The organism is Streptomyces lincolnensis (assembly GCF_021173675.1).
GTDB classification, from domain to species: domain Bacteria; phylum Actinomycetota; class Actinomycetes; order Streptomycetales; family Streptomycetaceae; genus Streptomyces; species Streptomyces lincolnensis_B.
On sequence record NZ_JAIHON010000005.1, the window covers coordinates 338,110 to 351,253 of the forward strand.

Genomic DNA, 13,144 nt, shown 5'->3' on the forward strand with positions numbered 1-13,144 from the left:
CCCCCTCATGGCGCACTGGTCCGTCTACACCGGCAGGAACGAGCCGCACGACGGCATCGACGACCTCCCCGCCCCGCCGCCGTGGCGGGCCTTCGACGGCGGCCCCGCGCTGCCGCCGCCCGCCGAGTCCGACGACGAGGCCGCGGTCTCCCCGGACCGCACGCACCGCGCGCGGACGTACGTCGCCACTCCGGAGAGCGTCCAGCTCGTCAACGCCGCGCTCTGTCTGCGCCGCCCGCTGCTGGTCACCGGACCGCCCGGCACCGGCAAGTCCTCCCTGGCCTACGCCGTCGCCCGCGAGCTGCGCCTCGGTCCGGTCCTGCGCTGGAACATCACCAGCCGCAGCACCCTGTCCGACGGCCTCTACCAGTACGACCCGCTCTCCCGTCTCTACGCCGCCCGCCCCGGCCCGGGCAGCGACCCCCGGGCCCGCGGCGGCGTCGAGGACCACCTGCGCCTGGGCCCCCTCGGCACCGCGCTGCTTCCCTACGACCGCCCCCGCGCCCTCCTGGTCGACGAGATCGACAAGAGCGACCTCGACCTGCCCAACGATCTCCTCAACGTCCTGGAGGAGGGCCAGTACGAGATCCCCGAACTGGTCCGCGCCGCCCGGCACTCCGCCGCCGACGGCACCGCCGAGGTCCTGACCGACGGCACGGACACCCCGGTGGCGATCGCCCGCGGCCGGGTCCGCTGCCGCGCGTTCCCCTTCGTCGTCCTCACCAGCAACGGCGAACGCGAGTTCCCTCCCGCTTTCCTGCGCCGCTGCGTCCGCCTCAAGCTCCGCCGTCCCGACCGCGGCCGGCTCACGGACATCGTCCGCGCCCACCTCGGCGCTCCGGACGCCCACGCCGAGTCCCTGATCACCCGCTTCCTCGAACGCGCCGGGACCGGCGAACTGGCCACCGACCAGCTCCTCAACGCCCTCTACCTCACCGGCGTCGCCGGCCTCGACGCCGACTCCCGCGACGAGCTGGCCGAGCAACTGATGCCGTACTTGAGCGGGGCGGCGGACGGCGATGGGCTCTGAGCCTCGCCGGCCGCGCCCCGGCACCGGTGACGCGGACCCCGTCGCCCGGCTGGCCGCCGTGCTGTCCGCCGCGGCCGGCGCCGAGGAGCCGACTCCGCGCGAGCTGGCGGAACTGCTGTGGCTGGCCGGGCAGTTGGAGCGCACGGAGGCGGGGCGGGCGGGGCACCCGGAAGGGGAGACCGGGGCTTCGGCTCCGCCCCCGGACGCCGCCGACGTCGTAGCGCCACCACGGCCACCGGACCCCGCCCCGCTCCCGCCGGATCGGGCCCAGCGGCACGAGGACGGCCGGGTCCCGCTGCTCCAGCCCGCACCGCCGGGAACCCGGACCCCCGGCGCGGACGGCGGCGGCTCCCCCCTGCTCGCGCCCGCGCCGCCGATGCTGCACCACCCCCTGGCGTTGCAGCGCGCCCTGCGTCCGCTCAAGCGCAAGGTGCCCTCGCCGCGCGCCCGGGTCCTGGACGAGCGGGCGACGGCCGACCGTATCGCCCGTCTCGGAGCGCGCCCCGAGGTCTGGGTGCCGGTCCTGCGCCCCGCGCCCGACCGCTGGCTGCGGCTGAACCTCGTGCACGACACCGGCCCCACCATGCCGGTGTGGCGCCCCCTGGTCCGCGAACTGCACACCGTCCTCGCGCAGTCGGGCATCTTCCGCGCGGTCACCCTGCATCCGGCCGACCCCGACGGCCGCGCCCGGCACGTCCCGGTCCTCGACGACGGCCGTACGGTCACCCTCGTCGTCAGCGACTGCATGGGACCGCAGTGGCGCCCGGGCGAGGCGGGCGCCCGCTGGTACGGCACGTTGCGGCACTGGGCGACCCGGATGCCGCTCGCCGTGCTCCAGCCGCTCCCCGAACACCTGTGGCCCGCCACGGCGTTGCCCGCCGAGCCGGGCCTGCTCGGTCCCCCGTCGGCGGCGGCCCCCTCCGCCGCCCTGAGGTTCACCCCGTACGACCCGGAGTCCTCGCCGCCGCCCGTCGGCGCCGTCGCCCTGCCCGTCCTGGAACCCGGCGCGCCCTGGCTCGCCCACTGGGCCGCCCTGCTCGCGGACCCGGGCGGCGCCCGCCTCCCCGGAGCCGCCGCCTGGCTCCCGCTCCTGCCCGGCTCCCCGCCCGAACCCGCCCCCGACATCACCGAGTCCACTCCCGAGGACCTCGTCCTCCGCTTCCGCGCCACCGCGTCCCCCGAGGCCTTCCGCCTCGCCGGCCACCTCGCCCTCGCGGTGCCCTCGGTGCCGGTCATGCGCCTCGTCCAGCGCGCGGTGGACCGCGATCCGCGCCCGCAGCATCTCGCCGAGGTGATCCTCAGCGGCATGCTGCGGACGGTGCCGGGGCCGCCGGGGACGTACGAGTTCCGGCCCGGGGTAAGGGAGTTGCTCCTGCGCTCCCTGCCCCGCACGGCCCGCGGCCGCACCCGCGAGTTCCTGGCCCGGGTCGGCGGCCTCATCGACGAGCGGGCCGGCCTCGCGGCCGGGGAGTTCCACGCGGAGACCGGGAGCGACACCGCTTCCGACGCGACGTCCGGCACGGTGTTCGCGACGGTGAGCGAGGAGACGGTACGGCGGCTCGGCGGGACCATGCCGGAGGACCTGATCGGGGGCCGGTACCGGCTCGTCGGCCGCCGTGGTCCGGGGCGGCGGATCTGGGAGGCCGTGGACACGCGGACCGAGGAGCGGGTGGTCGTGCACCTGTATCCGGACCAGCAGCCCCGGTTCCGGGAGCGGTTCCTGCGGGAGGCCGCCGCGCTGGCCGGGATCGACAGCCCCCACGTGGCGCGGGTGAGGGACTTCGGGGTCGACGGCACGGCCCCCTATCTGGTGGTGGAGTTCGAGGACGGTGTGACCCTGCGGGAAATGGTCGACGGGTACCGGTCGCACCTGCCCTTCGCCACGTTCGCCCGCCTCGCCCGGCAGGGGCTCTCGGCGCTGGACGCCCTGCACGCACGGGACCTCGTGCGCGGCCAGGAGAACATCCTGGGCCTGCTGATGCGGCCGGACGGAACGGTGGTGATCAGCCGTTTCGCTCTGGGCGAGGAGTCCGTGGGCAAGGACCGGGACGGGGACCACCGGGCCTGGGAGCAACTGCTGCGGGTGGCCGCTCGCGCGGTGCCCGACGTGCCGGCGGAGTACCGGGCGGTGGTGAACCGGATCGCCCACGGCGAGCCCGTACCCACGCGCGTCGCCGCCGAGGAACTGGCGAACGCCGGGCACCCCGGCTCCACCCCGCGGTTCGTCCTCCTCGGCGAGCCGCGGATCACCGGGCGGGACGCGCCCCTGCCCCTCTCCTCCGACGGCCGGGCACTGCTGTGCCTGCTGCTCCTCAAGCACGGCCGGCGTCTGACCTACGACGAGCTGGCCCGCGGCATGTGGGAGCGTCCGCCCGCGGCGAACGAGGCGGCGCGGGTCATCGACGGGCTGGCCGAGCAACTGGATCGGCTCCTCGACCCCGGCACCCTCGTCACCCTCGTCGACGGGTACGTGCTCCACACGGCGGGCCACCCCGTCGACGTGGACCTGTGCGACACGCTCGCCCGCCGCGACCCCGGCCGGTCCGCAGAGCACCGGCGCGCCCGGATCCAGCAGGCGCTGGACCTCTTCCACGGCGTCCCCCTCGACGGCGTCCCCGGGCCCGCCGCCAGGGCGGCCCGCGCCCGCCTCGGCGCGCTGCGCGACGAACTCACCGTCGAACTCGCCGAGTCGAACCGGGCGAAGGCGGCGGCCCTGCGCTGCGCGATCCTCTTCGAGGCCGACGACCTGAGCGGCCGCCCGGAGGCCCGTATCTCCCTGGAGTACGCGGTGCACGAATTCCTGTCCCGCGGCACCCACGCCACTCACCAGCACGAGGTGCGGGTCCGGGACAACGGCTACGCCGTCCTCGCCGACCCCGGCACCTATCTGCTCCCCGTCCTCGTGGCCGTGCTGCGGGGTCTCCCGGAGGTCTTCGAGCGACTGGCGGATCCGCCGGGCCTCCAGGTGACGTTCTGGGACCGGCCGACCCCGCCCCCGGAGATGGTGGCCCTCCAGGGACGCCTGCCCTCCGACCTCCTGGTCGTCGTCCCGCCGCAGCTGTACGAGGAGTTCGCGGCCAGCTCCGCCGCCCTGGGCACCCAGCGCTTCCAGCCGCTCTACGGCATCAGCGCCCCGGACGCTCCGCCCATCGCCTGGTACTGCTCACTGAGGCCGTCGGAGCCCGAGGCGGAGGAGCGCGATCTGGTCCGCGGCCCCTTGATCACCCCCAGCCCCTCCCAGCTGGGCATGCCCGCCCCCGGCCGCACCGCCATCGTGCACACGCGGCCCGACGGCCCCCTGACCCTGCTGAACCCGGTCCTGCCGCAGCACGCCCGGGAGTCGGGGGCGACGACGTACTACGAGGTCGACCTCACCACCCACCAGGCGTTCCACCAGGTCTCCCTGCCCAGCTCCGGCAAGGGCGTCTTCCAGGCCGCCGTGGAGCTGTCCTGGCACGTGGAGGACCCCGTCGCGTTCGTGCGCGGCGAGGTCGCGCGCGTCTCTCAGACCCTGCTCGACCACCTGCTCGTCATGGCCGGCCGGATCACCCGGCGGCACCCCGTGCGCCGGGCGGGCGCGGCCCAGCGCGCGGTGAACGAAAGGCTCAGGACGTCGTGGCCGGTGCCGGGGCTGTCGGTGTCGTGCTCGGTGCAGCTGGCACCGGAGGGGGCGCCGCTGCCGGTGCCGCAGCGGTCGGCGCCCGCCCGCCGGCCGCTGTCGGAGGTGCTCGGGGAGGCGGAGACCGTACTGCTCGGTTTCGACGGTCCGCTCACCCGCCTGTACTCGGCGCAGACCGCCCGCGAGGCGGTACTGGACCTGCTGTCCGTCGTCGCCGAGCACCGGCGTCCCGAGGACGCCCTGGCCGGAAGCCCGCTGCCCACCGCCGGGACGGCGCTCGTGCATCCGCTGGAGGTCCTGCGTGCCTTCGCCCACGACCGGCTCGGCACGGAGGTGGGCCGGCGGCTGGACGAGATCGAGCTGCGGGCGGTCCCGGACGCGCCCACCACGCACAACGCGCCCGCCCTGGTGCGTGCCCTGGACGCGGCGGGCCGCCGTGTCGTGGTGGTCACGGACGTCTGCGAGCCGGCCGTGCACCGGTATCTGGAGCCGTTCCGGCTGCCCCTGGCCGGTGTCCACGGCCGTGGCGAGAACCTCGGTCTGCTGATGCCGCACCCGGACTGTCTGCTGCGTGCCCTGCCCTCGTCCCCGGCCCCGGTGCCCGCGGGCGTGCTGATCGGCTCGACGGTCGCGGAACTCACGGCCGCCCAGCAGGTGGGCCTGGGCTTCGTCGGCCTGGCCCGCAATCCGACCGTGGAGCAGAGTCTGCGCGAGGCGGGCTGCGAGATCACCGTGCCGTCGCTGGCCCCGGTCCTGGAGGCGGCCCAGGCTCTCTGACGCCTCCTCACACCGGCTCCTGACGCCCCCTCACCCTCCGTTCCGCCAAGGACCGTACGAGCCGCATCCGATCGAACCCCCCATTCAGCCGCACCCCACCCGGCCCACCACAACACGCGCCCCGCCCTCCGCGCCCGCAGGATGCCAAGGAAGGCGCCACCCGGCGCCCCACGGTCTGTGCTCTCGGGAGGACCTGCCATGACCGCCAGTCTGGAGCAGCTGCGCCGCTGCCACTTCGCCGTCGATCTGGGTGCGGCGAGGACGCGGGTGTATGTGAAGGGGGCCGGGCTGGTCGTGGACCAGCCGTCCGCCGCCGCCGTGAACACCCGCACCGGCGCGCTGATCGCGGTCGGCGAGTTCGCGGAGAAGATGACGGGCCGTACGCCCGACTACATCCGCGTCGTCAGGCCCGTGTCGGGTGGGACGGTCGTCGACATCGAGATGGCGCAGCGCATGCTGCGGCATCTGCTCGGCGACAAGATGCGCCGCGCCCTGCGCCGCAAGCCCCGGCTGCGGGCCGCCGCCTGCACCCCGCACGACGCCGACCCGCTGGCCCAGCGGGCGGCGATCGAGACGCTCGTCGGGCTCGGTGCTCGGCGGGTGGAGCTCGTGGACACGCTGATCGCCGCGGCCGTGGGCTGCGGGCTGCCGGTCGAGCGGGCGGAGGCCACCATGATCATGGTGTGCGGGGCGGCCGCGACGCAGGTCGCCGTGCTGTCCCTCGGGTCGATCGTGACCGCCGAGCGGATCCCGGTCGGTGGTGAGGCCGTGGACCACGCGATCGTGCAGCACCTGCGGCACGAGCACGAGCTGATGCTGCCCAGCCAGTCCGTACGACCGCTGCAGCTGGCCCTGTCCGGCAACGGCCTCACCCCGCAGGGTCCCGCCTCCACCGAGATCCACGGCCGGGACGTGGCCACCGGCCTGGCCCGTTCCGTGCAGGTCGACACCGCCGCCGTGCGGGACGCGATCGAGACCCCGCTGACCGCCGTCCTGGACGGCATCGGCCGGGTGCTGCGCAACTGCCCGCCCGATCTGGTGGCCGACCTCGCCGACCGCGGGATCATGATGGTCGGCGGCAGCGCGCTGCTGCCCGGCTTCGACCAGATGCTGCGGCAGGCGACGGGCATGCCGGTGCACATCGCGGAGCGGCCGGACGTGTGTGCCGCCCAGGGCCTCGGCTACATGCTGGAGGGAAGGATCGAGCCGCTGGCACTGGACCCGCTGGCCACCTGAGACGCCTGCCCGCGCATGAGCGGCCCTCTCCCCCGCCTGTCCCCCCTCCTCGAAGCCGTCCTCGGCGTCGGCACCGACCTCGAACTGCGCGCCACCCTCCAGCGCATCGTGGACAGCGCGGCCGAGCTGACCGGCGCCCGGTGCGCGGCGCTCGGCACGCGGGACCCCGCGCAGGACGGCCTCGCGGAGATCCGCACCACCGACGCGGTGCCCCCGCCGCCCGGTCTCCTCAGCGTGCCGATCCATGTGCACGGCGAGGCGTTCGGCGACCTCCACCTGGCCGACAAGCGGTGCGGCACCCCGTTCACCGCCGAGGACGAGCAACTGCTCCACGTCCTGGCCGCGCAGGCCGGGATCGCCATCGGCAACGCCCGGCTGTACGAGGCGGCCCGGCAGCGTGAGCGCTGGATCGAGGGCGCCGCGGCCGTCACCACCGCGCTGCTCACCGGTGAGGCGGCCGCGGACGCGCTGATGACGGTCGCCGAGCGGGCCCGGCTCCTCGCCGACGCCGCCGCGGGCGTCATCCTCCAGCCCACCCCGTCGGGCGGCATGGAGATCGTGACCGCCTCGACGTACGACGACCCGGGCGACATCGTCGGCACCACCATCGCGCCCGGCAGCCCGGTCCTGGAACAACTCCTGGGCGGGGAACCGGTGTCCGTCGAGGACTCGGCGACCGACCCGCGGATGACCACCCGGGTACGGCACCGGTTCGGACCCAGCATGATGCTGCCGCTCCGGGCGGAGGACCGGCTGATCGGCACCCTCGCCCTGCCCCGCCGCCGCGGCGACCGCCCGTACACGCCGGTCGAACGGCTGCTGGCGGTCCAGTTCGCCTCCCAGGCCGCCCTGGCCCTGGTCCTCGCCGACGCCCAGCACCGCCGGGCCCGCCTCGCCGTCTACGAGGACCGCGACCGTATCGCCCGCGATCTGCACGACCTGGTGATCCAACGGCTGTTCGCCACCGGCCTGATGCTGGAGTCCACCCGGCGCCGGTGCCCGGACGACGACGTCCACGCCACCCTCGGCCGGGCGGTGGAGGAACTCCGGTCGACCGTCCAGGAGGTCCGTACGGCGATCTTCGCGCTGCAACAGCCGCCCGCCGACGCGCCGACCAGCTTCCGCGGCAGGGTCCTGAAGGAGACCGCCGGCGCCGCCGCGCTGCTCGGCTTCAAGCCCGCCACCCGCTTCACCGGCCCGGTCGAGAACCGCGTCCCCGACCAGATCGCGGACCAGTTGCTCACCGCCCTGCGCCGCGCCCTCGCCACCGCCTCCCGCCGCCCGGACGTCTCCCGCGTCGAGGTCCTGGTCGACGCGACGGCCACACTGCCGGACGGCCGGGACGCCGTACGCCTGATGGTGTACGACGACGGGCGCGCGGACGACGAGGACGGCACGACGACCGTCTGGCAGTCGCCCCTGTGAGCCCGCACGCCCCCTGCGAACAGGCGTGCCCCGGCGTTAAGGTGGGCTCACCGACGTCCAGGGGGAGAGGACGCATCCGTGCCCGGAACCGTCACTCGCATCGGTGTCACCGGGCACCGCACCATCCCCAGGTCGGTCCTCCCCGCCGTGCGTTCGGGCATGCGCCGGCAACTGGGCGGCGAGCGCGCCCTGGAGGCCCTCAGTTCCCTCGCGGCCGGCGCCGACCAGCTCTTCGCGGACATCGCCCTGGACAGCGGCGTACCGGTGACGGCCGTCATCCCGGGCATGGACTACGAGGCCCATCTCGGCGGCGACGAGGTCCGGTCGGCGTTCCGCAGGCTGCTCGAGGCGTGCGCGCGCCGGGTGGACCTGCCGCTCGAAGCCACCCATGAGAAGGCCTATCTGGCGGCCGGCCGCTGGATCGTGGACCACGCCGACCAGCTGGTGGCCGTGTGGGACGGGTATCCGGCCCGTGGGGAGGGCGGCACGGGTGACGTGGTGGCGTACGCGCGGAGCACCGGGGTGCCGGTGACTGTGCTGTGGGAGCCCGGGGTGCGGCGCAGCCCCTGAGGCCCCGAGACGGATGACTGAAACAGCGTCAATGCCCGAACCGCACCAGCCAGTCCGAGTGCTGCGGGGACACCAGCCGTTCCGCCTCCGCGACCTTCGCGGGCCACTGGCCCTCGGTCACGGTCGTCGTCATCTCGATCCGCAGGGTCTCCAGGTCCTGTTCGACGAGGGAGTGGGCGTAGGTCAGCGGGCGGTGCCGGCGGACCTCCTGCCAGGCCACCGCCGCCGCGGCGGACGCGCTGAACAGGCCGGTCAGGTCCCAGCGGCCGATCACGTCGGCGGCCCGGAGCACGGCCGCGAGGAGGGCGAGCAGGGTCAGGGCGGCGGTGACGGAGGACCAGCGCGCCGAGGACCGGTGCGCCAGGGCGGCCTTGCGGCGGTACCAGGCGTGCTGCTCCAGGAGCCGTTCGCGCAGGTAGATGTCCCGTCTGACCTCGAAGGTCTTCGCGCGCACCGCCCGCATGGTCGGGGTGATCTGGCCGGCACCCCGGGCGGTGGGGCCGTTCCTGGGGTCCTCCCAGCCGACCTTGCGCATCTCCCGCAGGCGTTCCTCCAGCCGCTCCTCGAACAGCGCGTCGGCGTTGGCCACCCGGGAGTGGAAGACCCCGCCGTGCACCATGTACTGCCAGGCCAGCGACTTCAGCAGCTCGGCGACGGCCCGGTGCGCCTGCCAGTGGGCGCGGGCCCGGCGCCGGGTGGTGTACAGGCCGATGGCGATGGTCAGGGCGTAGAGCAGGGCGGAGACGACCGCCGAGGCGTGGCTGCCGGTGCGCTCGGCGAACATCGCCGCGGCGGTGGCGGACAGCAGCACGGTCAGCTGCCACCGCACGGAACGGAACGACTCACTCTGATGGACGATCGCGCTGCGGTCGCTTGTACGGAAGAGCGGCGGTAAGTCGTCCTCGCTCAACGTCGTACCAGGACCCGGAGCAGCGGCTCTCATGGACCACCCCCGAGGGCATGAAGTGCCGGACATCCGAGTATGAGTGCGAATGCGCCCCTTGCGCCATGCTCCGGTGGCCGTCTCCTGTTGGTAGGGTCCGCCCTACAACCCAGGCTGTCTCTGTCTCATAGCTCGCATCCGAACACCGGACCTCTGGTCCCATTGGGCCGGGGACATGCCGGTTCCTCTGGAAGGAGCATCAGACAGATGAAGTCTCAGGCCGTCATGGAACGCGGGAGCACCGTCCGTTCCACCTCCCACGGGCGACTCACCGCACCGGGGGCGCCCCTGCCCGAGTCGGCGGTCAAGGCGGCGGAGCGGGTGACCAGCTCTCCCGGCCGGCGCAACAGTACTTTTGACTCATCGCTGTAGCAGTTCGGAGCAGAGGCTGCACCTGCCGCGGGAATCGGCAGGTGCAGTCGGCCCGGCGGACACTTCTGTCAGTTACCACAAGACGCTTGTGCTGTAGCCCACTTGGCCGAGAATCGGCGGGCAGTGGTGGCGAGAAGCATTAGCCTGTGGTAAGTGAGCAACACCACGGGGGACATCCCACTTCAGCAACTCGTCCTGAAGATCCACAGTAGATGTGATCTGGCGTGCGACCACTGCTATGTGTACGAGCACGCGGACAAGAGCTGGAAGACCCGACCGGTCGTCATCGGCGAGGAGACGGTTCGTCAAGTCGCCCGTCGTTTCGCCGAGTACGCGCACTCCCACAAGTTGTCGTCCGTGACCGTGATTTTACACGGGGGCGAGCCCCTTCTTGCGGGTCCCGCACGAATTCGCTCACTTTGCACGGAGTTCAGCTCCGCCCTCGCCGGCATCAGCGAACTCGATCTGCGCATCCACACCAACGGGCTCCAGCTGAGCCGGCGTCACCTGGACGTCTTCCGGGAGTTCGACGTCATGGTGAGCGTCTCGCTCGACGGCGACCGGGCCGCCAACGACCGGCACCGCCTGGACCGCAGGGACCGCAGCAGCTACGACCGAGTGCTGCGCGCGATCGATCTGCTGCGCGCCCCCGAGTACCGCCATCTGTTCGGCGGCCTGTTGTGCACGGTGGACGTGGAGAACGACCCGGTCGTGGTGCATGACGCGCTGACCGCGCTGGGGCCGCCGCGGATCGACTACCTGCTGCCCCACTCCACCTGGGACAGCCCCCCGCCGCGCGGCTCCTCCGGTTCGCCGACGCCGTACGCCGACTGGCTGCTCGCGATCTTCGACCGCTGGACGGAACAGGGCCGGACGGTGCGGGTGCGGACCTTCGACTCGGTGCTCAGCACGCTGCGCGGCGGGCCGAGTCTGACCGAGGCGATGGGGCTGGCGCCCTCCGACCTGGCGGTCGTGGAGACGGACGGCAGCTTCGAGCAGGCGGACTGGCTGAAGACCGCGTACGAGGGCGCGCCCGCCACCGGGTACAACGTGCGGGACCACGACTTCGACCGGTTCGCCCGGCACCACGGCGTCCAGGCCAGGCAGCGCGGCCTGCTCGGGCTCGCCGAGACCTGCCGCTCCTGCCCGGTGGTGGAGTCCTGCGGCGGCGGCCTGTACGGCCACCGGTACAGCTCCGCACGGGACTTCGACAATCCCTCGGTGTTCTGCGCGGACCTGCGGGCCCTGGTCGAGGGGATCGCCGAGCGGATCACCCAGCGGTCCTTCTCCCCCGCCGTCCTGGGTCCCGCGGCCCTGCGTTCGGCCCAGCAGGAGCAGGACCTCGCCCTGCTGAACTACGCGGGCGCCCGGCTGGCCGGGCATCCGGACTGGGACGCCGTGTGGCGGGCGCTGATGCGGCTGGACGCGGACCCGGAGACCGCGCGGCACCTCAACCGGGTCCTGGCCCACCCCTATGTGCGGCTCTCGTTGCGCCAGGCCTCTCCCGCCGACAGTTCGACGGCCCGTTTCGCCGCCGCCACCGTGGCCGCGGCCTGGCACGCGCGCCCCCCGCTGCGACTCGCCTGGCACCAGGCGGACCGGAACCTGCACCTGCCGACGCTGGGCACGCTCACCCTGCCCGCGCCCGGCCGGGTCGAGGCCACCGTCGCCGGACGCGAGCTGGACCTCCGTACCGCCGACGGGGACCGGTTCGTGGTCGGGGACCAACCCACCGACGTCTGGCGGCCGTTGACGCGTGTCTCGGTGTCCGACACCAAGCAGCTGCTCGTCGACGACGCCGATCCGCTGCGGGCGGTGTTCGCCTCGCCGGTGGCCGCGCCGCTGGCCGAGGGCGCGCTGACGGCGTTCGGTGATCTCCTGCGGACCGCCTGCAAACTCCGGGCGGAACAGGGGCCCGAGGACGACGACGATCCCCACGCCCTGCGGGTCGGGGCCGTCACCCCGCTCGTGGCCGGGTCCGGGCTGCAGCTCGACACCGAGGGGCTGGGCGGGCTCGGGGTGCCCGTCGACTTCCGTCCCCTGGATCTCGTACGGGAGCTGCCGCGCCTCGGGCGCCGCGCCCGGCTGGCGGCCCTGCGCGCGACGACGGATCTGCATGTGCCGGGCAACCGGGCCGGGCGGCTGTTCACCGAGGCGGTCGAAGGGCTCGCCGACAGGGCGTACTGGGGACACCGGGCGCCCCGAGGAGCACAGGCGCTGGAGCGGGCCGGTCGGGCGCTGGACGCGCTGGACGCGCTGCCGGACCGGGAGCTCACGGAGACCGGCAGGGAGCTGGCCGCCCAGCTCGGGCGGGAACGGGCGGCCTGGGCGGGCGAGGCGTGAGCGCTCCCGCCGAACTGGCCGACTTACTGGGCGGGTTGGGAATCCGCCCGGGTGGCGTCCTCATGGTGCACGCCTCCTTGCGCGGCACCGGGACCTCCCCCGAGCGGGTACGGGACGCGCTGCGGGCGGTGCTCGGTCCCGGCGGGACGCTCGTGGTGCCGGCGTTCACCCCGGAGAACTCCGACACCTCCCGCGCCCACCGCGCCCTCGTCGCGGGGATGACCGAGGCCGAGGTCCGGGAGTTCCGCGCGGCGATGCTCCCCTTCGACCCCGACGCCACGCCCTGTCCCTCGATGGGCGCGCTCGCCGAGTGCGTGCGGACCACACCGGGGGCGGTGCGCAGCGCGCATCCGCAGACCTCGCTGGCCGGACTCGGGGCGCGGGCACGGGAGTTGCTGTCGGGGCACGACCCGCACTGCCACCTCGGCGAACGCTCCCCGCTCGCCCGGCTCTACGAGGCCGACGCCCAAGTGCTGCTGCTGCGCGTGGGGTTCGAGGTGTGCAGCGCCTTCCATCTGGCCGAGTACCGGATGCTTCCGCCGCCGCCCCCGCGGACCTACCGGTGCGTGGTCGGCGACAAGGGCAACTGGATCTCGTACGACGATCTCGCCCTGGACGATACGGATTTCGCGGTGCTGGGCGCGCGGATTCCGGGTGAACTGCTCACCCGGGGGGAATGGAAGGGAGAATCGGTGACGCTGTGCGGAATGCGGGCCGTCGTCGACGATGTTCGTGGGCGGCTGTCCGGATATCGCCTCCGGAATGACGTGAAACTGGCGAACCGTCCGGGCCGGTAGTCGGGCACATTGTTGTTCCGGTTCGGGTGACT

The 13,144-nt window shown here is 73.9% G+C and carries 8 protein-coding genes; 7 read left to right on the top strand and 1 reads right to left on the bottom strand.

Annotated elements, in window-relative coordinates:
- The first annotated feature begins 7 nt into the window (after positions 1-7).
- From K4B79_RS15815 to K4B79_RS15835, 5 genes are all read left to right on the top strand, one after another.
- Complete coding sequence (locus tag K4B79_RS15815) at positions 8-1,030, top strand: AAA family ATPase (protein WP_232027219.1); 1,023 nt, start codon at positions 8-10, stop codon at positions 1,028-1,030.
- Positions 1,020-5,426, top strand: coding sequence for an SAV_2336 N-terminal domain-related protein (locus K4B79_RS47750; protein WP_269463509.1), 4,407 nt, complete (start codon positions 1,020-1,022; stop codon positions 5,424-5,426). The genes K4B79_RS15815 and K4B79_RS47750 overlap by 11 nt, the downstream gene beginning before the upstream one ends.
- Before the next feature lie 198 nt (positions 5,427-5,624).
- On the top strand, positions 5,625-6,662 hold the full coding sequence (locus tag K4B79_RS15825) for a rod shape-determining protein (protein ID WP_232027220.1): 1,038 nt from the start codon (positions 5,625-5,627) through the stop codon (positions 6,660-6,662).
- A gap of 15 nt (positions 6,663-6,677) precedes the next feature.
- Positions 6,678-8,087, top strand: a complete 1,410-nt coding sequence (locus tag K4B79_RS15830) for a sensor histidine kinase (RefSeq protein WP_232027221.1) — start codon at positions 6,678-6,680, stop codon at positions 8,085-8,087.
- Between the two features lie 78 nt (positions 8,088-8,165).
- Positions 8,166-8,657 carry a hypothetical protein gene (locus K4B79_RS15835; protein ID WP_232027222.1) on the top strand — a complete coding sequence of 164 codons (492 nt, stop codon included), beginning with the start codon at positions 8,166-8,168 and terminating at the stop codon, positions 8,655-8,657.
- Positions 8,658-8,685: 28 nt separating this feature from the next.
- On the opposite strand, the gene K4B79_RS15840 is transcribed toward K4B79_RS15835, so the two are convergent.
- Positions 8,686-9,600: a DUF4231 domain-containing protein gene (locus K4B79_RS15840; protein WP_232027223.1), complete on the bottom strand. Its 915-nt coding sequence runs from the start codon at positions 9,598-9,600 to the stop codon at positions 8,686-8,688.
- Between the two features lie 525 nt (positions 9,601-10,125).
- On the opposite strand from K4B79_RS15840, the gene fxsBH reads away from it, so the two are divergent.
- Both fxsBH and K4B79_RS15850 read left to right on the top strand, forming a co-directional pair.
- On the top strand, positions 10,126-12,315 hold the full coding sequence (fxsBH, locus tag K4B79_RS48280) for a radical SAM/SPASM protein FxsBH, inactivated beta-hydroxylase extension form (RefSeq protein WP_232027224.1): 2,190 nt from the start codon (positions 10,126-10,128) through the stop codon (positions 12,313-12,315).
- A 62-nt stretch (positions 12,316-12,377) separates the two neighbouring features.
- On the top strand, positions 12,378-13,112 hold the full coding sequence (locus K4B79_RS15850) for an AAC(3) family N-acetyltransferase (protein WP_374208487.1): 735 nt from the start codon (positions 12,378-12,380) through the stop codon (positions 13,110-13,112).
- Positions 13,113-13,144 lie beyond the last annotated feature (32 nt).